Source organism: Streptomyces sp. NRRL F-525 (genome assembly GCF_000716605.1).
Lineage (GTDB): Bacteria > Actinomycetota > Actinomycetes > Streptomycetales > Streptomycetaceae > Streptomyces.
Window position 1 is genome coordinate 558,168 of record NZ_JNXE01000001.1, and the last position, 22,027, is coordinate 580,194.

General features: G+C 69.9%; 22 protein-coding genes. 8 read left to right on the forward strand and 14 right to left on the reverse strand.

Going from position 1 to position 22,027, the window contains the following annotated elements:
• Positions 1–22: 22 nt before the first annotated feature.
• From OO69_RS02495 to OO69_RS02530, 8 genes are all read right to left on the reverse strand, one after another.
• On the reverse strand, positions 23–793 hold the full coding sequence (locus OO69_RS02495) for an SDR family NAD(P)-dependent oxidoreductase (protein WP_033278630.1): 771 nt from the start codon (positions 791–793) through the stop codon (positions 23–25).
• A 37-nt stretch (positions 794–830) separates the two neighbouring features.
• The gene (locus OO69_RS02500; protein ID WP_033278631.1) at positions 831–1,811 is read right to left on the reverse strand and encodes a LysR family transcriptional regulator; all 981 of its coding nucleotides are present in this window, start codon (positions 1,809–1,811) and stop codon (positions 831–833) included.
• 156 nt (positions 1,812–1,967) lie between these two features.
• A complete protein-coding gene (locus OO69_RS02505; protein WP_033278632.1) occupies positions 1,968–2,924 on the reverse strand; it encodes a fumarylacetoacetate hydrolase family protein in 957 nt (318 codons plus the stop codon).
• 3 nt (positions 2,925–2,927) lie between these two features.
• Positions 2,928–4,298, reverse strand: coding sequence for an FAD-binding oxidoreductase (locus OO69_RS02510; RefSeq protein ID WP_033278633.1), 1,371 nt, complete (start codon positions 4,296–4,298; stop codon positions 2,928–2,930).
• An 8-nt stretch (positions 4,299–4,306) separates the two neighbouring features.
• A complete protein-coding gene (locus OO69_RS02515) occupies positions 4,307–5,284 on the reverse strand; it encodes a cyclase family protein (RefSeq protein ID WP_033278634.1) in 978 nt (325 codons plus the stop codon).
• The gene (locus OO69_RS02520) at positions 5,281–6,288 is read right to left on the reverse strand and encodes an amidohydrolase family protein (protein WP_033278635.1); all 1,008 of its coding nucleotides are present in this window, start codon (positions 6,286–6,288) and stop codon (positions 5,281–5,283) included. The genes OO69_RS02515 and OO69_RS02520 overlap by 4 nt, the downstream gene beginning before the upstream one ends.
• Positions 6,285–7,409 carry an FAD-dependent monooxygenase gene (locus OO69_RS02525; RefSeq protein WP_033278636.1) on the reverse strand — a complete coding sequence of 375 codons (1,125 nt, stop codon included), beginning with the start codon at positions 7,407–7,409 and terminating at the stop codon, positions 6,285–6,287. The genes OO69_RS02520 and OO69_RS02525 overlap by 4 nt, the downstream gene beginning before the upstream one ends.
• Positions 7,410–7,445: 36 nt before the next feature.
• Positions 7,446–7,751, reverse strand: a complete 306-nt coding sequence (locus OO69_RS02530; RefSeq protein WP_033278637.1) for an antibiotic biosynthesis monooxygenase family protein — start codon at positions 7,749–7,751, stop codon at positions 7,446–7,448.
• Between the two features lie 263 nt (positions 7,752–8,014).
• Between OO69_RS02530 and OO69_RS02535 the strand changes: the two genes are divergently transcribed.
• From OO69_RS02535 to OO69_RS02555, 5 genes are all read left to right on the forward strand, one after another.
• Positions 8,015–8,980 (forward strand): fumarylacetoacetate hydrolase family protein, encoded by a 966-nt coding sequence (locus OO69_RS02535; RefSeq protein ID WP_033278638.1) that lies wholly within the window; start codon positions 8,015–8,017, stop codon positions 8,978–8,980.
• Positions 8,977–9,912 (forward strand): VOC family protein, encoded by a 936-nt coding sequence (locus tag OO69_RS02540; RefSeq protein ID WP_033278639.1) that lies wholly within the window; start codon positions 8,977–8,979, stop codon positions 9,910–9,912. The genes OO69_RS02535 and OO69_RS02540 overlap by 4 nt, the downstream gene beginning before the upstream one ends.
• A gap of 18 nt (positions 9,913–9,930) precedes the next feature.
• A complete protein-coding gene (gene hisD, locus OO69_RS02545; RefSeq protein ID WP_234444311.1) occupies positions 9,931–11,250 on the forward strand; it encodes a histidinol dehydrogenase in 1,320 nt (439 codons plus the stop codon).
• Positions 11,247–12,017, forward strand: a complete 771-nt coding sequence (locus tag OO69_RS02550) for an SDR family NAD(P)-dependent oxidoreductase (RefSeq protein ID WP_033278641.1) — start codon at positions 11,247–11,249, stop codon at positions 12,015–12,017. The genes hisD and OO69_RS02550 overlap by 4 nt, the downstream gene beginning before the upstream one ends.
• A gap of 296 nt (positions 12,018–12,313) precedes the next feature.
• Positions 12,314–14,242 (forward strand): hypothetical protein, encoded by a 1,929-nt coding sequence (locus OO69_RS02555; protein WP_033278642.1) that lies wholly within the window; start codon positions 12,314–12,316, stop codon positions 14,240–14,242.
• 44 nt (positions 14,243–14,286) lie between these two features.
• Here the strand turns inward: OO69_RS02555 and OO69_RS02560 are convergent, their stop codons facing one another.
• Positions 14,287–14,685 (reverse strand): nuclear transport factor 2 family protein, encoded by a 399-nt coding sequence (locus tag OO69_RS02560; protein ID WP_033278643.1) that lies wholly within the window; start codon positions 14,683–14,685, stop codon positions 14,287–14,289.
• A gap of 70 nt (positions 14,686–14,755) precedes the next feature.
• Here OO69_RS02560 and OO69_RS02565 point away from each other — a divergent pair, with 70 nt between their 5' ends.
• Together OO69_RS02565 and OO69_RS02570 are read left to right on the forward strand one after the other, a co-directional pair.
• On the forward strand, positions 14,756–15,319 hold the full coding sequence (locus OO69_RS02565) for a PadR family transcriptional regulator (RefSeq protein WP_033278644.1): 564 nt from the start codon (positions 14,756–14,758) through the stop codon (positions 15,317–15,319).
• A 5-nt stretch (positions 15,320–15,324) separates the two neighbouring features.
• Entirely contained in the window at positions 15,325–16,050 is a 726-nt protein-coding gene (locus tag OO69_RS02570) for a class I SAM-dependent methyltransferase (RefSeq protein ID WP_033278645.1), read from the forward strand.
• Between the two features lie 12 nt (positions 16,051–16,062).
• Here the strand turns inward: OO69_RS02570 and OO69_RS02575 are convergent, their stop codons facing one another.
• Entirely contained in the window at positions 16,063–16,875 is an 813-nt protein-coding gene (locus OO69_RS02575) for an alpha/beta fold hydrolase (RefSeq protein WP_033278646.1), read from the reverse strand.
• Positions 16,876–16,950: 75 nt separating this feature from the next.
• Entirely contained in the window at positions 16,951–17,784 is an 834-nt protein-coding gene (locus tag OO69_RS02580) for an alpha/beta hydrolase (protein WP_033278647.1), read from the reverse strand.
• A gap of 141 nt (positions 17,785–17,925) precedes the next feature.
• Here OO69_RS02580 and cynS point away from each other — a divergent pair, with 141 nt between their 5' ends.
• Complete coding sequence (cynS, locus tag OO69_RS02585) at positions 17,926–18,372, forward strand: cyanase (protein ID WP_033278648.1); 447 nt, start codon at positions 17,926–17,928, stop codon at positions 18,370–18,372.
• A gap of 121 nt (positions 18,373–18,493) precedes the next feature.
• Here the strand turns inward: cynS and OO69_RS02590 are convergent, their stop codons facing one another.
• From OO69_RS02590 to OO69_RS02600, 3 genes are all read right to left on the reverse strand, one after another.
• On the reverse strand, positions 18,494–20,023 hold the full coding sequence (locus OO69_RS02590; RefSeq protein ID WP_033278649.1) for an MFS transporter: 1,530 nt from the start codon (positions 20,021–20,023) through the stop codon (positions 18,494–18,496).
• A gap of 290 nt (positions 20,024–20,313) precedes the next feature.
• Positions 20,314–21,459: an RNA polymerase sigma factor gene (locus OO69_RS02595; protein ID WP_033278650.1), complete on the reverse strand. Its 1,146-nt coding sequence runs from the start codon at positions 21,457–21,459 to the stop codon at positions 20,314–20,316.
• Positions 21,456–21,881, reverse strand: coding sequence for a YciI family protein (locus tag OO69_RS02600; RefSeq protein ID WP_033278651.1), 426 nt, complete (start codon positions 21,879–21,881; stop codon positions 21,456–21,458). The genes OO69_RS02595 and OO69_RS02600 overlap by 4 nt, the downstream gene beginning before the upstream one ends.
• Positions 21,882–22,027: the final 146 nt, after the last annotated feature.

The window sequence follows — 22,027 nt, forward strand, 5'->3', positions numbered from 1 at the left end:
GTGCCGCCCAGGGCGCCGGCCGTCACGTGGCGTCGAGGGCGTTCGTGATCGCCTTCACCCCGCCGTGCGCCGCGTACCCGCCGTCGACGGTGATCTCCGCGCCGTTGACGTACGACGCCTCGTCGGACAGCAGATAGACGACCAGCGGCGCCACCTCGTCGACCGTGCCCGCCCGGCCCTGCGGGGTCAGCGAGAGATGGGCCTGGACGAAGACCGGGTTGGCGGAGGCCATCAGCGGGGTCTCGATGTAGCCGGGGTGGATCACGTTCGTGCGGATGCCGCGCGGCGCCAGCTCCAGCGCGGCCACCTTCGACAGCCCGCGCAGCGCCCACTTGCTGGCCGTGTACGCGACCGCGTGATGCGCGGTGAGGCCCGCGACCGAGCCGACGTTCACGATGGACGAACCGGCAGACATGAGCGGGGTGAGGGTTTGGATGCCGAGCAGCGCGCCGGTCGTGTTGACCGCGAACGCCCGGTTCCAGTCGGCGAGTTCGACCGATCCGAGGCGGGCACGCACGGCGATGCCGGCGTTGTTGACGAGCCCGTGCACCTCGGTGAGTGAAGCCGCCAGCCCCGCCCAGTCGTCCGGAGACGACACGTCCAGGTGCCGGTAGCGCACGTCCAGGCCGTCTGCGCGCAGGGACGCGGCGAGCTTCTCGCCCGCCTCGTCCAGGACGTCGGTCGCGATCACCGTCGCGCCCTCCCGGGCGGTGGCCGCGACCTCGGCGGCTCCCTGGCCCTGCGCGGCCCCGGTGACGACGACGGTACGACCGGCCAGACGCGTGCGGCTCACGGTTCCTCCAGGGGGTGCGGGCTGTGTCCCGTCCACGCTAGGAAGCCGGGGTCAGCTCCGGAAACGCACGATCGGCATGGGTGGCATCCACGCCGGCGATCTCGCGCACGACCGGGTCGTCCAGCGACGCGGCCACCTCGCGGACCGTCTCCCGCAGCCATCGGTGCGCCGGGTCCGCGTGCCGGTTGTGGTGCCAGTACATGGCCTCCACCAGCGGTACGTCCGGGAAGGGCGTCGGTACGACGGCACAGCGCGCGAAGCCCTCGTAGCGCCGGGCGAGCCGCTCGGGGACCACGGCGACCAGGTCGGTGCCGCCCACCAGGAACGGCAGCACGTTGAAGCCGGGCGTGCTGACCTGCACCCGGGGTGTGATGCCGAGGGTCTCCAACTGCCGGTCGGCGGGCGTGAGTTTGCCGATGACGCACGCCGCGTGGGGCATCTCCGCGAGGTCGCGCAGCGAGAGCCGCCCGTCCACCAGCCGAGGGTTGTCCGGGTCGACGATGCACACGAACCGGTCGTGCATCACGGTCTCGCTGACGCCCGGCAGCTGATAGCCGAGCGGCACGATCATCAGGTCGTGGCAGCGGAGATGCGTCTCCGTCTCCAACTGCCCGATGACGATGGGGTGGAAGTCGATCCGGATGCCCGGGGCCTCCTGCGCCAGGGCCCGCAGCAGCGGTTCCATGAACACCGTCATGACGTAGTCCGACATCACGACCGAGAACCGCTGCCGACTGCGCGACGGATCGAAGTGCCTGGTCAGCGACAGCGCCTCCTCCGCCTTGTGCAGCGAGGACTGGACGACCGGAAGCAGCCGCTCCGCGAGCGGGGTCAGTTCGTACTCGCGGCCCACCCGCACCAGCAACTCGTCGTTGAAGTGCCGCCGCAACCGGGCCAGGGAGCCGCTCATCGCGGACTGGCTGGTGGACAGCCGCACCCCCGCGTGGGTGACGTTCTTCTCCTCCAGGAGGGCTTCCAGCGCCACCAGAAGATTCAGGTCGATTGCTCCCAGACCCATGCGTGTGTCCTTCCGGCCGCGTCGTTGAAGCTCGGTGGAACCGGAGCGTAACGAGCGGTCTCCCGCCGAGGAAGGGGCCGGGGGACAAGTCACAGGGATCCGATAGCTGCCATCGGATCCCTGGATGTCTGCAGGTCGTGGGGTTTTCCGGCGCTTCTACGGCCGTGGGGTCCGGCCGCGCTTGCGGGCGCGCGGCAGGTACACGTCCGTACGGCCGGGCACGACACGGTTGGAGAGGGTGCCGAGGCGCTCCACGGAGAGTGTCACCTCGTCCCCGGGCCGGAGCGGCGGCGGGGTGCGCTCGCCGACCCGGCCCCAGAACTCCGCCAGCGCGCCCCAGCCGCAGGTGCCCGAGCCGAGGATGTCCCCGGGGCGCACCCAGGCGTCCCGGGAGGCGTAGGCGATCATCTCCTCGAAGGTCCAGGACACGTTGGCGAGGGTGTCGCGGCCGATCAGCTCACCGTTGAGGGTGGCCGTCATCTCCAGGTCCAGGAAGCCGTCCGGGTCGCGTCGGTCCTCGACCTCGTCGGCGGTGACCAGGCAGGGGCCGAGTGTGTTCGCGAAGTCCTTGCCCTTGGAGAAGCCGAGCCCGAGGTTCTTCTCCGGCTTCTGCAGATCGCGCGCCGACCAGTCGTTGAAGACCAGATAGCCGACGATGTGCTCGCGCGCCTGCTCCGGCGTGAGGTCACGCCCGCTGCGGCCGATGACGACACCGACCTCCAACTCGAAGTCCAGCACCGAACACCCCGCCGGGACCGGCACGTCGTCGTGCGCGCCGTACGCCGCATGGGGGTTGGTGAAGTAGAAGTTGGGCGCCCGGTACCACTCCTCGGGCACGTGCTCCAGCCCGTCGAGGGACTTCGAGACCCCCTCGATGTGCGCCTCGAACCCGACGAAGTCCCGGATGGACGGCGGCTTGAGGGGAGGCAGCAGCCGCACCTGATCCACCGTCAAGTCGCTTGGTGTGCGCAGTGCTTCGGTACCGGCCGCGTGCAGCACGTCCTGTTCCAGCAGGGTCAGTACGGTGATCCCCTCGGGCAGCGGATGGATCGACCCGTCCCGGACGACCCCGGCGCGCTCCCCGCCCTCGTACTCGTATGTCGCGAAACGCATCGCTCACTGCTCCCAGTGGTTGGTGTTGGTGACGGTCCCCGTGCTGAGGTGGCCGGCGAAGAGACCCTTGGGGTCGTACGCGGCCCGGATCTCCCGCAGCCGCCGCCACTGTTCGTCGCCCATGAACCTCAACTGCCGCACGGTGAAGTCGGAGTCGCCGAGGTACTGGCCGACGGTCACCGGCTCCATGTCCGCCATCGCCCCGTCCAGCCAGGTCCGCAACTCCGCGTCCCGTGCCGGATCGTCGTGGATGACGTACGTGGCGCAGTAGATCTCCGACTGCAACGAGAAGGCCATGTCGGGGAGTTGGCGCAGCGGGGCCATGGAGAACCAGATGGTGAAGGTCTGCCGGGTGGGCTGCTCGGTGAAGGCCTTGCGGATCGCCGGGACGACCTCGTCGGCGGGGCCGGTCAGCCAGGCGTTGTCGACCAGGTAGCGGTGGCCCTCGGGGTTGGCGATGCGCTGACCCGCCAACTGCTCGGCGAACGTGGTCTGTTGGGCCTCCACGCGGAACAGTGCCCGGTCCGCGTACGGGTTGGCGTGCAGCGGTGCCAGCGCCTCGACGGCTTCGTCCGCGGTGTTGGTCATCGACACGCCTGTGACCAGCAGCACCGGTTCGTCCAGGTCGGGCGGGGTCTGGGTGAGCGCGACGATCTCCACCAGGTCGGAGACGGTGTGGTGCATGCCGTGCAGCCAGGTCATGACCTCGTCGAACAGGGCGAGTGGGTAGGCGTGCACGGTGTGGCCCAGGTATGTCGGCAGTGGGCGCGTGCGCAGATGGAAGCGGGTGACGATGCCGAAGAAACCCGGGCCCGCGCCGCGTGCCGCCCAGAACAGATCGCTGTGCCGGGTCTCGTCGGCCCGCACCAACTCGCCCTCGGCGGTGACGACATCGATCGCCACGATGTTCTCCGCCGCCCAGCCCCAGCCGCGCGCGTTCCAGCCCTGCCCGCCCTGGAGCAGAAACCCGCCGATGCCTACGGAGGGGCAGTGTCCGCCGTTGAAGAAGCGCCCGAACTCGCCGAGATACGGGTTGAGTTCGTCGCCGCCCTTCACGCTGGGGGTCGCCGTCACGATCCCGGTCCCCGGGTCGTACGCCATCTCGCGGAAGCCCCCGAGGTCGATCAGCAGCGCGTCCTGACGCACCGACCAGGCGGCCCAACTGTGCCCGCCGGAACGGACGGCGACCTGCCAGCCGCGTTCGAGGGCGAGCCGTACTCCCTCCACCACGTCCTGTTCGGACTCGGCCATCAGCACGGCGGCTGGTGAACGGTCGGTCGGACGGCGGGCGTTGAAGACCCGGCCGAAGCACGCCGTCTCGAAGTCCTCGTCGTCGGGGAGGTGGAGGGTGCCGGAGAAGCGGTTCAGGTTCACAGGCGGGCTCACTTGATCGCGATCGGGTTGACGGGGGCACCCACCGCGCCGGTCACCGGCAGCGGCGCGGCGACCAGCAGGAACTCGAAGACGCCGTCGGCCGCGCAGTCCTCGGCCAGTGCCTCCAGGTCCCACATCTCGCCCAGCGGGAGGCCCATGTTGGGGATCGCTATCTGGTGCAGCGGGGACATCGCGGGCTGCGGGAACTCGTAGGGCCGTACCTCAAGTCCCCAGGTGTCGGAGGCGATCGCCGCGATCTCCGTACGGTGCAGCCAGCCGAGGGTGGTGAAGGAGAGGCCGGGCGCGTCACCGGCGGCGTAACCGCCCCAGGCGCCGAGCCGCCGTACGCGGCCGAGTTGGCCGGTGCGGATCAGGACCAGGTCTCCGCGCCGTACGGAACTGGTCGCGCCCTGTGCCTCGACCGTGGACCGCAGATGCTCCTCCAAGATGGGGAATCCGTCCGGGAGTTCACCGTGCTCGTCGCCGACCGCACGGCCCACGTCCAGGAGGACCCCACGGCTGGTGAAGGCCTCCTTCATGTGCTCGATGCCGGTGACCGAGTCGCCGTCGCCGTTGACGATGGTGCACGGACGGCCGTTCCACGCCTGCTTGTTGTCGTAGATGTGGCCCAGGCCGTCCCACTGCGTGGAGGCCTGCAAAGGCATCAGGACGTGGTCGTCGGCGCCGCCGAAACCGTGCGGGAAACCCTGGGTGCCGGCCGCCGCGTCTGAGCCGGTGTCCCGCATGTAGTGGAGCGGGTTGATCCGGCCGCGGAAACCGCGCTGCGGGCCCGACTCGTTGAACTCCTGGGCGAGCGAGAAGGACCGCCCGCGACGCACCAGGCCCACCGCGTGGGCGCGGATCGCGTCGTCGATGAAGTTCAGCGTGCCGAGCACGTCGTCCTCACCCCAGCGGCCCCAATTGCGGTAGGCGGCACGGGCCTTGGCGAGTTCTTCCTCGATCGGACCGAGGGCACCGGCGGTCATCGCGTACGTCCTTTCAGCAGCAGGTCGAGGGCGTTGCCCCCGGCGACGGCGGCCCGGTCGGCCGGAGCGAGCCCGGCCGCGTCCAGGCGGGCCACCGGGTCGTCGACGCCCATGTCGAAGGGGTGGTCCGTACCGAGGACGACCCGGTCCGCACCCACCGCCTCGACGAGGTGACGCAGCGCTCCCGGGGTGTAGACGAGGGCGTCGAACCACATCCGGCGCAGATAGGCGCTCGGCGGCTCCAAGCAACCGCGCGCGTCTTCCCGCACTTGCCAGGCGTGGTCGGAGCGGCCGATGTACGTCGGCAGATAGCCGCCGCCGTGCGCCGCCACCAACTTGAGGCGGGTGAAGCGGTCGAGGACACCGGTGAAGATGAGATGCGAGAGCGCGACCGTCGTCTCCACCGGCTGACCGACCGTGTTTCCCAGGTAGTTGGTGGCCAGGCGTGCACCGAGGGAGCAGCCCCAGGGGTGCACGAAGACGACCGCGCCCAGCTCCTCCGCCCGCTGCCACACCACGTCGTGCGCATGGTCGGCCAGTTCGCGGCCGTCGACCGTCGTGGACACGCTGATGCCGTACAGGCCATGGTCGTTGACCGCCTGGTCGAGCAACGCGACCGCGAGGTCCGGGTGTTGGAGCGGGACGGTGCCCAGGCCGTACAGGCGGTCGGGTGCGGTCGCGCAGTGGGCGGCCACGGCCGCGTTGACCGTGCGGGCGAGATGGATCGCGAGGTCGGGGTCCGCCCAGTAGTGGTGCATCGGCATCGGGCCGACCACCTGGATGTCGACGCCCATCGCGTCGAGGTCCGCGAGGCGCGTGCTGACGTCCGTCAACTTGGGCCCCAGGCGCTGGAGTTGGGCGCGGTTGGCGGCCAGGGACGCGGGGGAGTGGGCGCGCTGCTCGGCCGCGAGTTCGGCGGCGAGACCCGGGGTGCCCGCGACCAGGGCGTCGGCGGCGGGGACGGCGAGGTGGCCGTGGAAGTCGACGACGGGTGAGCCGGTCACGCCGCCGCCGTCAGGTTGCCCAGGGTCTCCGACATGATGCGGGCCGGGTCGGCGCCGGGGGTGTCCGGGTGGATCTCCCAGTCGGCGAGCTGGAGGGAGTTCTCCAGGACCATCCGGACGCGGGGGAGGCGCCGGGCCATGAACTGCTCCAGGGCCTTCTCGGTCGGCTCATCGCCCGTCACCAACTCGGCGAGCAGCACGGCGTCTTCCATGCACATCGCGGCGCCCTGCGCGATCAGCGGCGGACAGGCGTGCGCCGCGTCGCCGATGACCAGTGCGCGGCCCCGGTGCCAGGGTTCGTCGACGAGGATCGCCTCGATCCAGCGGTAGTCGACCGCCGTGTCGTCGGGCAGCGAGGCGAGGATCCCGCCCCAGGTGCCCCCGTACCCGGCGCCGCGTTCGCGCAGCAGGGCGAGGGGCGCGCGGGGGCCGATCAGGGTGGTGTCGAGGTTCTCGTCGAGGAGGTAGGCGTAGCACTGGTCGGGGGAGATCGGGCTGTAGCCGGCCTTGAAGCGCGGGCCGCCGTAGTACACCTCGGCGCAGTCCATCTCGGCCGGGCGGTCGGCGACGACCCGGAAGATCGACATACCTACGGGGCGGGGCTTGGCGTCGATGCCGATCAGCGCGCGCATCGCCGAGTTGATGCCGTCGGCGCCCACGACGAGGTCGTAGCGGCCGGTCGTACCGTCCGTGAAGGTGACGTCCACGTGGTCGGGTGTCTGGTCGAGCCGGTCCACGCTCAGCCCGAGGCGGACCCGCACCCCGTGCGCGCGGACCGCGTCGCACAGGGCGTCCTGCAGATCCGAGCGCAACGCGCCTGCTGTGGACGGCAGTTCGGGACCGCCGGTGTGCGGGGTGTCCAACTCGATGATCAGCCCGCCGTCGGCGCGGCGCAGCCGCATGATGTCGAACGGCACCGCCCGGGCCAGCACCCGGTCCAGGACACCCACGGAACGCAGCGCCTTGAGCGCGTTGCCCTGAAGGGTGATGCCATGGCCCACACCGAACCACTGCGGAGAGATCTCGGCGAGCTCCACCTCGGCGCCCCGCTGGGCGAGCGCGAGACACAGCACGCTTCCGGTGATGCCGCCGCCGACGACGAGCACCTTTTGTACGGGCATGGGCGATCCTTGCGAACGTAGACAGAGGAGTGGGGGTCATCCCGGGAAGCGGGCGCCGAGTTCGTGGAAGTGCTCGACGGCCGGCGGCCCGGCGAAGAACGGCCCGACCAGCGCCCGCCAGCGCCCGAAGGCCTCGGACTCCCGGAAGCCGACCGTGTGCGCCTCGACCGACTCCCAGCCGACCAGCAGCAGGAAGGTCGTCGGGCGCTCCGCACCGCGCAGCAGCTCGGCCCAGCGGAAGCCGTCGGCCTCGGCGAGCACCTCGCGGGCCTTGTCGAACACCTCCGCGAACTCCCGCTCGCGGCCCGCCTCTACGGTCAGCTCGGCATGCTCGACGACCACGGTGCGCTCCTCGGGTGGTGGGGTGCTCCGAGCCTGCGTGGCGCCCGACGCGGGGGTCAACGGATCGAGGCATCGGCAAGGGGGACGTCATGCATCCCGTACGGCGATGGACCAGCAGTTCAGCCGTCCGGCGGGCCGCCGGTGGACGAGCGGTCGCGTGCCCGGCGGGCCGGTGATGGCAGGCATCGCGGATCGCCATTTCCGCCGCGCCCCGAGGCTGCCTAGCGTCGACGGCGAGCCCCCACCCGTACGAGGAGAGCGCCGTGCCCGATCAACTGCCCACCCACGCCGGACCGTTCGCGCTCGGCACGTTCGCCTCCGGTGCGGCGGACTTCCCCGGCCTGGTCACCGGCGACCGCGTGCGCGACCTCTCCGACCTCGTGCCGTCGATACGGGCGCTCGTCGAGGAGTGGGACAGCTGGCTGCCCCGGCTCGGCGAACTGGCCCGGTCCACCGAGGGGACCTGGCACGAACTGGCCGCGCTGCGCGTCCTGACCCCGATCGAGCCCGGCCAGATCCTCCAGAGTGGCGCCAACTACCGCAAGCACGTGGTCGATCTGGTCGCCGCCGAGAAGGAGAGCGTCCACGGCGCCACCCCCGAAGAGGCCCGTGCCGACGCCGAGTCGATGATGGACGAGCGCGCCCGCAACGGAGTGCCGTACGTCTTCCTCGGCTCCCCGCGCGCCCTCTCCGGTCCCTACGACGACATCGTGCTCCCCGCGCTCGGCGAACAGCACGACTGGGAACTCGAACTCGCTCTGGTCATCGGGAAGTCGGGCAAGAACATTGCGGCCGAGGACGCGATGGAGTACGTCGCCGGGTACACGATCTCGAATGACCTCACCACCCGCGACCGGCTCTACCGGCCCGACCTCAAGGCGATCGGTACCGACTGGTTCACCGCCAAGAACGCGGACACCTTCCTGCCGACCGGGCCCTTCCTGGTACCGGCCGCCTTCGTCGGAGACCCCGGTGACCTGCGGATCACCCTGCGCCACAACGGAGTTGTCCGCCAGGACGAGTCGACGAAGGACATGATCTTCGACATCCCCCGGCTCATCGCGTACATCTCCACGACCACCACCCTGCGCCCCGGCGACCTGCTGCTCACCGGTTCCCCGGCCGGCAACGGCGCGCACTGGGGCGTCTTCCTGAAGCCCGGCGACGTCGTCGAGTCCGAGATCACCGGCCTGGGCCACCAGCGCAACACCGTCAGGAGCCACGCATGAGCTTCCAGCCCATCACCCATCTGCGCCATGTCGACCTGGCCGTACCGGACTTCGCCCGCCAGCGCGCCTTCTACGGCACGACGTGGGGCCTGACCGAGGTGGCCAACGACAGCGGTGTCGCCTTCTTCGCCGCCGAGGGCAGCCCCGAGCAGTACATCGTCCGCATCCGCGAGGACGAGCGGAAGCGGATGGACCTTGTTGCCTTTGGCGCCGAATCACCGGCCGCCGTCGACGAGTTGCACGGACGGCTGGGGCGGGCCGGCATCCAACTCATCGGTGAGCCCGGCGTGTTGGACACCCCCGGCGGTGGCTACGGCTTCCGGTTCTTCGACCCGGACGGGCGGGTCGTCGAGGTCTCAGCGGACGTCGAGACCCGCGCCCACCGGAAGATCGAGGAACGTGAGGCGATCCCGGTCCGGCTCTCGCACTGCGTGGTCAACTCCCAGGACCCGGAAGGGCTGCGGGACTTCTACGTCCAGCACCTCGGGTTCCAGCTCACCGACACGCTGTACTCGGCGCACATGGGCGACCTCATGTACTTCCTGCGGTGCAGCCCGCTCCACCACTCCTTCGCGATCGCGCGCGGCCCCCATGTCTCCCTGCACCACGCCTCGTTCGAGATGCGCGGGGTGGAGGAGTACATGCGCGGCACCGGGCGGGCGTTGCGTGCCGGGACCCGGCTCACCTGGGGGCCCGGACGGCATCTCGCCGGTGACAACACCTTCTCTTACTTCCACGACCCGCACGGCAACACCGTCGAGTACACGACCGAACTCGCCGTACTCGAAGAGGACTTGTGGCACCCGGGCCGCCATGACGTCGACGACCCGATCACCCAGGACCAGTGGGGTACCGCCGACCCGATGAGCGAGACGGTCGCCAAGGAGCAGTTCAACGACCCCGACGTGCTCTTCGAAGCACCGCCGGTCTGAGCAGAACACCCAACCCGCATGAGAGAGGCCGCAGTTGTGGCAACGATCCTGAAGCACGCCGTGCCCAAGTCGGAGGTGACCGCCTCGCTCGCCCAGGTGCGCGAGACCGTGACCGGCGTCATCGCGGACATCCGTGCGCGCGGTGACGAGGCGGTGCGCGCCTACTCCGAGAAGTTCGACAAGTGGAGCCCCGACTCCTTCCGGCTGACGGACGAGGAGGTCGAGAAGATCGTCGCGTCGGTGCCGCAGCAGGTCATCGACGACATCCGCTTCGTCCAGGACCAGGTGCGCACCTTCGCCCGTCACCAGCTGGACTCCTTGCGGGAGTTCGAGGTGGAGACCCTGCCGGGTGTGCGGCTCGGGCAGAAGCACATCCCGGTGCAGGCGGCGGGCGCGTACATTCCCGGCGGGCGTTACCCGCTCACCGCCTCGGCCCACATGACCATCGTCACCGCCAAGGTCGCGGGCGTCCCCCGGGTCGTCGCCTGTACGCCGCCCATCCATGGGGAGATCCCGGCCGCCACCGTCGCCGCGATGCATCTCGCCGGCGCCGACGAGATCTGGCTGCTCGGCGGGGTGCAGGCGGTGGCCGCCATGTCCGTCGGCACCGACACGATGCGGCCCGTCAACCTGATCGCCGGGCCCGGCAACGCCTATGTCGCCGAGGCCAAGCGGCAGTTGTTCGGGGAGATCGGGATCGACCTGTTCGCCGGGCCGACCGAGATCCTGGTCCTGGCCGACGACGAGGCCGACCCGTTCGTGTGCGCCGTAGACCTGCTCTCGCAGGCCGAGCACGGGCCCGACTCCCCGGCCGTCCTCATCACCACCTCCCGCGAGGTCGCCGAGAAGACGATCGACGAGGTGGAACGCCTCCTGCCCGGCATGCCCACCCGCGACTTCGCCGCGCCCGCCTGGCGCGACCACGGCCAGGTCCATGTCGTCGACACCCTCGACGAGCTGTACGCCCTCGCCGACGAGTTCGCCTTCGAGCACGTCGAGGTACTGACCGCCGAACCGCGCCTCGCACTGGAGCGGATGACCCAGTACGGCGCCCTGTTCCTCGGCGAGGGCACCTGTGTGTCGTTCGGCGACAAGGTCATCGGCACGAACCATGTGCTGCCCACACGTGGTGCCGCGCGCTATACCGGCGGCTTGTGGGTGGGGAAGTACCTCAAGACGGTCACCTACCAGGAGGTCACCGACACCGACTCCCAGGTGCTGCTCGGCCGGTTGTGCGGGCGGGCGGCACGCGTGGAGTTGTTCGAGGGGCATGCGCGTTCCGGTGACGTACGGGCGGCGAAGGCCGCGGGCGACGAGCTGCCCTGGAACACCGCGTGACCCTGGACGGCCGTACGGCACTCGTCACCGGGGGCGGGGGACCGCTGGGCCGCGCCTTCGCGCTCGCCCTCGCGGACGCCGGTGTCCGGGTGATCCTGGTCGGGCGTAACGAGACGGCGCTCGCGGAGGCGGCCGCACTGGTGGAGAAGGACGGCGGAGAGGCTCGTACGGCCTCCTGCGATGTCTCCGACCCGCGGGCGGTCAGTGCCCTGGCCGACCAACTCGCCGACGAGGACGTGTCGTTGCTCGTCAACAACGCCGGAGTCGGCGGTCCCGTACGGCCGTTGGTCGACATCGAGCCGGACGAGTGGGACGACGTGTTCGCCGCCAACGTCCGGGGCGTCTATCTGATGTGCCGCGCCTTTCTGCCGCCGATGCTCGCGGCCGGGCGCGGTGACATCGTCAACGTCGCCTCGGTCAGCGGCAAGCGCCCGCTGCTCAACCGGACCCCGTACACCGCCTCCAAGATGGCGCTGCTCGGCCTGACCCGGACCCTTGCAGGGGAGGTCGGCCCGCAGGGGATCGCGGTCAACTCCCTTTCCCCTGGCCCGGTTCGGGGCCCGCGCATGGACCGCAACTTCCGGCTCACCGCCGAGCTGACCGGCTGCACGGTCGCCGAGGCCGAGCGCGACTTCGCCTCCCGGGCCGCCCTCGGCCGGCTCGTCGAGGAACACGAAGTCGCTCAGGCGCTCGTGGCGATGCTCGCGATGCCCGGCCTGTGCGGGGCCGACATCGACCTGTCGGCCGGGATGATCGCCCCGTCGTAGCCGAACGGGGTGCGGAGAACGGCGAGGTGGACGGCTGACGAGCCGCCCGCCTCGCCGTCGTGCGTAGGGGGACACACCCGCTATGACGACTCTGTGTGACCGCCATGAAATGGTCCGCCTGATCCGAGGCATCGGGCTCTCATATGTGTGTGCCGCCTGCCTATTCCCTGGTTCTCGTGGCTGCTTCACTCCCTCGTGCGCACCTTCGGTGCCTCCGCCGGGCCGTCCGCATCCCGCGTTCGACGGCCGGCCGGTCACACTGCGCGACGGCGCATCGATCCCTGGGAAGGCAAGCAATGACGCTGATCACCCGACGCTCGGTCCTGATCGCCGGTACCGCCACGGCCGGAGCCGTACTGGTGCCGGCGGTCTCCGCCACCGCCGCGCCGACGGCCCTCAAGTCCCCGAAGGCCACGAAGACTTCGGGCACGCGGATCTCGGTCGCATCCGGTGAGACGTACACGGTCTCCGCGACCACCCGCGTGAGCGAGCTGTCGATCGCCGACGGAGGCGCGATCGCCGCCCCGGACGGCTCCAGCCTCTCCCTGACCGTCGACGGCGTGGAGACCGGCCAACTCCTCACCGCCACCGGCGGAACGGCCACCCTGATCCAGGCCGGCACCTACCGGGGAGACGTAGTCCTGACCGTCGCCGCGGCCAACGAGGTGACCTACGAGACGCTCACCTTCCCTTTCCGGCAGGCGGTCTACGTCGACGGCGACGGCGTGGTCAAGGACAAGTCCGTCCTCGCGGCCGTCCTCGGCGGCAAGCTCACCGACGCCTACGCGAAGAACGTGTCGATCAACTCGACCGGCGAGTGCTTCGACGGCGTGTACGTCCAGGACGCCACCTACACCCTCGACCGGCCCTCCATCTCCCTTACCGGCAACGGCCGTTGCGACTTCGCGGGCTACGGCGCGGCGGTCGTCGGCGACGGTTCCGCGACCACGCTCGTCGTGGACGGCGCCCGGATCGACAACAAGGGAGTCGTCCGCACCGCCGTCATCTCCAACGACGGCGCGAACGTCATCGTCAAGGACTCAGTCCTCCGCGCCCGCAACGGCGTCCTGCCCGCCGACTACCAAGCCACTGTGGAAACCCCGTACATGGAGTCCGTGCCCTGGATGCTCGGCCTCGACGGCAACGTCCGCGCCACCAACCTCATCGGCAAGAACAGCAGGGCCACCTACCTCAACTCGACCGTGTTCTCCGAGACTTGGGGCGCCCTGTCGGTCGAGGGCGGCAGCGGGCTCAAACTGACCGCGATCAACAGCCATTTCGGCAACACGGGGGAGTACGGCTACGGCACCTACGCCATCGGCGACGCGACCGTGCGGGTGCTCGGCTCCCGGCTCGACGTCGGCAGCTACGCGACCATCATCGCGGGCCCGGCAGCGGTCGTGCACTACGGCGACAGCACCAAGGCGGCCGTCGCCGCGCTCAACACCGAGCTGGAACTCGGCCTGTCCAAGGCCGAGTTGGCGTCGATCCCGGCGCGCAACACCGTCGTGGACTCCGGGCACTTCGGCTACATGTTCTTCGGCGCCGGCCAACTCACCCTCGACGGCGGCACGGTGATCAACTCCGACCGGGCGACCTTCCTCAACAAGGGCCAGCAGACCACGATCAGCGTCGACGGCTCGCAGGGCGCCAGGCTCAACCCGCGCGACGGGATCATCCTCCAGATGATCGAGCTGGACGACCCGGGCTCGGTCAACGTCAACGGCAAGATGATGAACATCGGCGTCTACACCGAGCCGACCGGCGACCCGGCGAAGGACGCGACCTTCGACCCGACCGCCGTGCACGCTACGGACGGTGCCGCCACCTTCAACTCCATAGCTTTGAAAGGTGACTTCTACAACGGCATGCGCACCGGCAAGAACATGGTCCTCACCTTCGAGAGCGCGAGTGTCGAGGGGATCATCTCCGCGTCGAAGGCCAAGCACCGCGTCTCCAGCATCGACGCGTCGACCTTCTACGAGCTCGGCATCGTCACCAACACCACCCAGGCCGCCGTCAACAACGGCGCGATCGTGCGGCTGAACAGCGGCTCGACCTGGACGGTCACAGGCACCTCGTACCTGACCCGCCTCGCCCTCGCCGCCGACGCGACCGTCAAGGCGCCCCGGGGCAAGAAAGTCACGCTGACGGTCGACGGGACGGCCACGGCCATCACTCCGGGCCAGACCTACACGGGTGCGCTCACGTTGACCGTGGCGTGAGCGATGGCGGGGGCGCGTGCCGCTCAGGGCTCAGGCACCGGGCCTCACGCGAGCCGCGCCTCCGCCTCCTTGGCGATCTGCTCGAACTGCGCACCCATGGCGGCCTGGAGGGCCTGTGCCCCCGACAACGGCCGCACCATGACCGTCAGTTCGTCGATCAGGCCCTCCTCGTTGACGTGGATGAAGTCGCACCCGGTCAGCTCGCGGTCGCCGACCCGCGCGGCGAACATCAGCGCGCTGTCGCTGCCGTCCGGGTCGCCGATCTCCCGTACGTACCGGAAGTCCTCGAAGACCCGCGCCACCCCGTGCAGGATCGCCGCGGTGATCGCCTTCCCGGGGTACGGCTTGAACACGACCGGGCTGGTGAAGACCACGTCCTGCGCCAGCAGCGCCTCGACGGCGTCCATGTCCTGCGCCTCGACCGCCTCACGGAACGCACGCATCGGCTCACCTCATAGTCAATTAGTTGAGTAGGTGTGGATGAGACTAATCAACGGCTGTTAGCGTGTCCACATGTCCCTCAAGTACGCGGTCCTCGCGGCCCTCCTGGAAGGCGAGGCCTCGGGCTACGAGCTGGCGAAGGTGTTCGACGTGTCGCTGGCGAACTTCTGGCCCGCGACACCGCAGCAGCTCTACCGCGAGCTGGAGCGCCTCGCGCAGGACGGACTGATCGAGGCACGGGTCGTACAGCAGGAACGCAGGCCCAACAAAAGGATGTTCACGCTCACCGGGGCCGGCCGCCGCGACCTCGACACCTTCGCGGCCGAGCCGCCCCGGCGCCCCACCGCCATCCGCGACGAACTCCTCATCAAGATCCAGGCCATGGACGGCACCGACCCCGCCGTCACCCGCGAGCTGATCGAGGAGCGCAGGTCGTGGTCGCGCGGCAAGCTGGACCGCTACGAGCGCGTACGGGACCGACTCCTCGGCGGCCGGACCGAGGAGGAGTACCTCCGGGACGCCGAGCGCGTCGGGCCGTATCTCACGCTGATGGCCGGGATCAGCTTCGAGGAGGAGAACCTGCGCTGGTGCGAGCGCGTTCTGGCGATCCTCAAGCAGCGCGTTGCCCTAGGCTGACCCGGATGTTCAGCCCCGAAGGCCCCAGTCTGCGCGAACTCGCCGTCCAGGCCCTGTCGTCCGTCGAGCACGGCTACGACCTCCTCGCGCCCAAGTTCGACCACACCCCGTTCCGCACCCCGGCCCCGCTCCTCGACGCGGTCGCCACGATGCTGCGCCGCGTCGGCCCCTTCGACGACGGACTCGACCTGTGCTGCGGCACCGGCGCGGGCGTCGAGGTGCTGACGAAGGTGTGCCAAGTGAGCGTCACCGGCGTCGACTTCAGCGCTGGCATGCTCGACGTCGCGCGGGAGCAGGTGACGAGCGGCGAACCCCGAGTCTCATGGGTGCGCGGCGACGCCCGGGCTCTGCCGTTCACGGCGGCTTTCGACCTGGTGGTGAGCTTCGGGGCGTTCGGCCACTTCCTGCCCCGCGAACTGCCGGGGTTGTTCGAACAGGTCCATTCGGTGCTGCGGCCGGGTGGATGCTTCGCCTTTCCCGTCGTGGCACCGCCGCGCCCCACAACTCCCGCGTACTGGATGCTGTCCGGCTTCGACGCGGTGATGAAGGTGCGCAACGCGGTCTGGCGGCCGCCGTTCGTCATGTACTACCGGGACTTCCAACTCGGTTACGTGCGGCCGGAGTTGGAGCGGGCGGGCTTCGGCGTCGACCTCTACGCGCTGCCCGAGTTCGGAGACCGCGACGACGGCAGCCCCCGCGTCCGCATGGTTGCGGCGCGACGGCTGCCGTAGCCGGAGTGGTTATCAACTCGTCGCTGTCGCCGCCGACTTGATGACCTTCGTGACCAGGTCGGGGTGGGAGATCATCACGACGTGCGAGGAGTCCACCACGGTCGTGTGCGAACCGGCCCGCTTGGCCTCGAAGCGCTCCAGGTCGGGCGCGATCGCCCTGTCCTGCGCCGCCACGACGGCCCACGAGGGGATGTCGCGCCAGGCCGCCGCCGTGGCGACGTCCGTGAACGCGGCCGCGCTGATGGGGCGTTGGGAGGCCCCCAGCAGTGCGGACGTGGCCGCCGGGAGGTCGGCGGTGAACACCGCGTGGAACTTCGCCGTCTGGATGGCCAGATCGGTGCCGCCCGCGCCGTCGGGCAACGGCTGCAACGCGTCGCTCAGCTGCGAGCCGGGGAACCGCGCGCCGAGTTCGCCGAGTTGCTCGCCCTTGTCGGGGACGAAGGCCGCGACGTACACGAGCGCCTTCACGCTCGCGTCGCCCGCGGCCGCCTGGGTGATCACCGCGCCGCCGTAGGAGTGTCCTACGACGACCTTCGGACCGTCGATCGTCTTGAGGATCGCGGAGATGTAGGCGGCGTCCGAGGTCAGCCCGCGCAGCGGATTGGCGGGTGGCACGACCGTGTACCCCGCCTTCTGCAGTCGGGAGGCCACGGCCGACCAGCTGGACGCGTCGGCGAACGCCCCGTGTACCAGGACCACGGTGGGCTTCGGCTTGGAGTGCGAACCCCCGGTGGCGGATGCCGCTGAGGTGGGGAGCGCGGTGGCCGCGAGGGTGCCGGCCGCCACAACTGCCCCCAGGAGCAAGGGTCTACGGGAAATCGTCATCGGTGGGCTCCGGTCGAGGTCGAGGAGATCGGCGTCGCGCGTGTGCTCATCAATGCCCGGCAGGCGTACGGGAGTTCAGACATAGCGGCGCACGAACGACAAGGCGGTGTCCGCGACCTCCTGCCAGCCGTGGTCGATGGTCAGGGCGTGGCCCCGGTCCTTGATCTCGGTGATCTCGGTGACGTTCTTGTTGTGCTGCTGCTTCTTGTAGGAGGCGTTGGCGATCGACCACGGCACGGTGTGGTCCTTCTCGCCCGAGATGATCAGGAGCGGGCCGCGGTCGGGGTTCTCCGTGTCGACCTTCGCCTCGGTCCACGGGTTGAGGTTCGCCGTGGCCGCCTGGAACAGCGGAGCGCCCGGCGCGGGCACCGCGAACGTCTCGTACAACTCCCGTGCCTCCTCCTCACCGACGGCGTTGGCGAAGCCGTAGCGGAACTGGTCGTAGGTGAGGGGGACCGCGCGGTTGCGGTTGGCGGGGTTGCTGAGGACCGGTGCGGAGGAGCGCAGCGCGGAGATCGGCAGGGGCAGCACGCCCCGGAACGGCGCCGGGTCGATCGCCACGGACGCGGCGGACAGTCCGCGCCCGGCGAGGATCTGCGTGAGCAGGCCGCCGAAGGAGTGGCCGACGATCGCCGGCTTACGGGTCAGCGTGCCGATCAACTCCGTGAGGTGGTCGGCGACTTGGCCGACCGTCTTGCCCGCCATGACCTCGGGGTGTTCGTTGGCCTCCTTGACTGTCTCCGGGTCGTCGGGCCAGGACAGCGAGACCGGCGCGTACCCGGCCTGCTCGAAGTGCGCCGCCCAGCGGTCCCAACTGCTCGGCAACAGCCACAGACCGTGGACGAAGACGACCGGCGTGCGTTCGATGGCGTTCGCCCGCTCGATCTGCTGTACGTCGATATGGGTCATGCCCGCAGTATGCGTCCGTGGAGTCCTGGAGTCTGGTGTACGGCCGGACTTGGTGCGGGACGGCGCCATTGTCGCGGCCTGGGTGATCTCCTACGCTGAAGCGCGTGGGGGCAAGAGTGCTGTCCGGGAACGGAGTTGTGCATGCTCAGCAAGGGTGAAGCCGGCGAAGCGGTCCGCCAGGCCAAGGTGAAGACCGGTGTCACATGGGCCCAGTTGGCGGAGGCCGTGGGCCGCCCGCTCGCGTGGACGACCGCGGCCCTGCTGGGCCAGCACCCCATGTCCAAGGACGAGGCGGCGACGGCCGTCGCCCTCCTCGAACTCGGCGAGGACGCCGCCCTCGCCTTCCAACTCCAGCCCACCCGGGGCGCGTTGGACGCGACCGTACCCGTGGACCCGACGATCTACCGGCTCTACGAGGTCGTCCAGGTCTACGGCCCCACCATCAAGGAGCTGATCCACGAGGAGTTCGGCGACGGCATCATGAGCGCCATCAACTTCCGCCTCGATGTCAGCCGCGCGCCCGATCCGGCCGGGGACCGGGTCGTCATCACCCTCGACGGGAAGTACCTGCAGTACCAGTGGGAGTGATCGAGAGGTGCTCCTCGGCCCGGACCGTCAGGGCGGCGAGGACCAGTCCTCTCCAGCGGCGGGGCGACCGTACGCGCGCGGTGCCCCGCCGGTTCGATGTGGTGGTGCCTGATATGGGGGCTCAGCCCATGTGGACCGGAGCGGCGCTTTCAGTGGGCTGCTGCCGGCCGGCGGTGACGGCGAACGCGGTCACCGCGGCACCGGCGACGAACACGGCCCCGGCGGCGACGAATGCCATCGTGTAGCCGTGCGTCAGCGCGTCCCCCGCCTTCGATACGAGGGCCAAGTCCTTGGTGGCCAGGCCTCGGTAGAGGGCGCCGGCCGCCTGGGGCAGCTTGTCGTCGGCCGCTGAGGTCGAGATCGTCGAGAGGACGGCGAGGCCCAGGGCACCGCCGATCTGCTGTGCGGTGTTGAGCAGGGCCGAGGCGATGCCGGTGTCCTGGTGGGAGACACCGCTGACCGCGCCGAGCGTCATCGGGACGAAGCTCATGCCCAGGCCGAGCGCGGTGACGAACATCGCCGGCATGAGGTGTCCGGCGTAGGAGGAGTCCCGTTCCAGGGTGGCGAACCAGAACATGCCCGCGGCGGCGACCAACAGGCCCGGTCCGGCGATGAGTCGGGGCGCGCGGTGGGCGACGAGCTTGGAACTGATGCCCGCGGCGGCGGCCATGCCGAAACTGAACGGCAGATAGGCGAAGCCGGTCCTGATGGGGCTGTAGCCGAGGATCAGTTGCATGTAGAGCGTCAGGAAGTAGAAGAAGGCGAACATGCCGGAGCCGATGAACAGCATCGTGGCGTAACTGCCCCACCGATTACGGTCCTTGAACAGCCGCAGCGGCATCATCGGGTCCGGCGTACGGGCCTGCAGGAACAGGAAGGCGATCAACAGGACGGCCGCGACCGCGAAGCAGCCCAGGGTGAGGCCGCCCGTCCAGCCGTGCTCGCCGCCGCGTGTGATGCCGTAGACCAGGGAGATCAGACCGCCGGTCCCGGTGACGGCACCGGGGACGTCCAGGCGGCCGGGGTGGCGCTTTGCCTCGACGAGGCTGCGGGTGCCGGCGAGGACGGCGAGGCCGATGGGGATGTTGACGAAGAACACCCAACGCCAGTCCAGGACATCGGTGAGCAGACCGCCGAGCAGCAGGCCGACCGTGGCACCGAGACCGCCCATCGCGGCGTAGACGCCCATGGCCCGGTTGCGGGGCCTCCCCGTCGGGAACGTCGTGGTGATCAGGGCCAGGGCGCTGGGTGCGGCGAGGGCCGCGCCGACGCCCTGGAGGATGCGCGCGCCGATCAACAGGCCCTCGTCCGGGGCGAGTCCGCCGAGCAGGGAGGCGAGGGTGAAGACGGCGATGCCCACTTGGAACATCCGGCGTCGGCCGAACAGATCGCCCGCCTTGCCGCCGAGCAGCAGCAGACCGCCGAAGGCCAGCGCGTACGAGTTGACGATCCAGGCCAGGTTCGCGTCGGAGACGCCGAGATCGGTCTGGATGGCGGGGAGGGCGATATTCGTGATGGTGGCATCGAGGATGACCATCAACTGGGCCGCCGCGATGACGAACAGGGCGAGACCGAGATGCCGGTTTACGGGGGCGGCACCGGAATGCTCCGGTGCCGTGGACGTGGCGGTGGCCACGCTCTCATCAGACATGGTTCAAGAACTCCAGGGAGTACCGCGAACAGGGAAAGGTGAGAGTGAACGGAATCCGGTGAGAAGCGGAACACTCGCTGTGCAATCCGAGGTCAGGGTGCCGATACGGCACGTCGCTCGACCTCGGGACGAGTGCTTACCGTAGCAGCGATTCCCCGCTGTTCGTGACGCGAAAACTCCCTTTTCGGTGTTATCGATATCGCGCTTGACGAACCCGTCCTAAGTGTGGGCAAGGGAAATGGGAGACGGCTGCGAACTGCCCACACTTTTCGAGGAAAAGCAAATGGCCGTCAATGAGACCGGTGGGTGTTGAGCCGGGCGGCCTGACGGGTCAAGTGGTCGCGCTCGGCGATATTGGGCGCTTTGCGCGCGGCCTCCGCGTACAGCCGGGCCGCCGTCTTCAGGTCGCCGTCGCGTTCGTGCAGATAGGCCGCCACCGCCGTGTACCGGGGGAGGGAGTCGTCCAGTGCCGCGAGCGCGGCCAGCCCGGCGCGCGGGCCGTCGGCCTCGCCCACGGCGACCGCGCGGTTGAGGCGGACGATCGGGTTGTCGGTCAGGCGCGCGAGTTCGTCGTACCACTCGACGATCTGCACCCAGTCCGTCTCCTCGGCGGTGGGCGCGTCCGCGTGGAGCGCCGCGATCGCCGCCTGCGCCTGGAACTCGCCCAACCGGTCGCGGGCGAGGGCGACTTGGAGGATCGTGACGCCGTCGGCGATCGCCGACGTGTCCCACCGCGCGCGGTCCTGTTCGGCGAGCGGCACCAGGCTGCCGTCCGGCGCGGTCCGGGCGGCGCGCCGCGCGTGGTGCAGCAGCATGAGCGCGAGGAGGCCCGCGACCTCGGGGTGGTCGATCGCGACGGCGAGCTGGCGGGTGAGCCGGATCGCCTCGGCGGCGAGGTCGACATCGCCGGAGTAGCCCTCGTTGAACACCAGGTAGAGGACGCGCAGTACGGTCGCGACATCGCCGGGCTGGTCGAAGCGCACCTCGGAGACGGTGCGCTTGGCCCGGCTGATCCGCTGCGCCATGGTCGCCTCGGGCACGAGGTACGCCTGCGCGATCTGCCGGGTGGTGAGTCCGCCGACGGCGCGCAGGGTAAGCGCGACCGCCGACGACGGCGTCAACTTCGGGTGGGCGCATAGGAAGTAGAGCTGGAGCGTGTCGTCCGAGGCGGGCGCGGGCCCGGGGGCCGGCTCCTCCTCCACGAGGTCCTCGCGCCTACGGCGGGCGGTCTCCGCCCGCGTCGCGTCGAGGAACCGCCGCCACGCCACCGTGACCAGCCAGCCCTTCGCGTCCCGCGGCGGATCGTCCGGCCACACCCGGACCGCCTCGACGAGCGCGTCCTGTACGGCGTCCTCGGCCGCCGCGAAGTCTGCTCCGCGGCGGACGAGGATGCCGAGCACGCTCGGCGTGAGGCTCCTCAGCAGGACCTCGTTCACTTAAAGGTGCACTCCGTGTCCGTGACGGTGGAGTGCACGCCCAGGAACGGCCGCAGCTCCAGCCACTCGTGGATCGGCTTGCCACCGGCCCCGGGGGCGGCCGACAGCTCACCGGCCAGCTCCACGGCACGCTCGTAGGTGTCGACGTCGATCACCATCCAGCCGGCGATGACGTCCTTGGTCTCGGCGAACGGGCCGTCGGTGACCGGCGGGCGGCCCTCACCGTCGTAGCGGACGAACGTCCCTTCGGGGGAGAGTGCCTGGCTGTCGACGAACTCGCCGGTCTTCTCCAGCCGGGCCGCGAAGTCGTTCATGTACTGGATGTGGGCCGTGATCTCCTCGGGGGCCCACTGGTCCATGGGGACGTCGTTCACGGCGGTGGGGGCGCCTCGGTAGTGCTTCAGCAGCAGGTACTTGGCCATGGTCGTTCTCCTCGGTGCCGGTACGACCCATTGTGGGCGCGTTCACCTCGGGGACGGAGCCGGGCGCGGGTTCTCGACATCGGCGGCGGATTTTCGCGCCGCGAGTTTCGCGAGTCCTTCGGGGAGGGCGGAAAGGGAGGCGTATC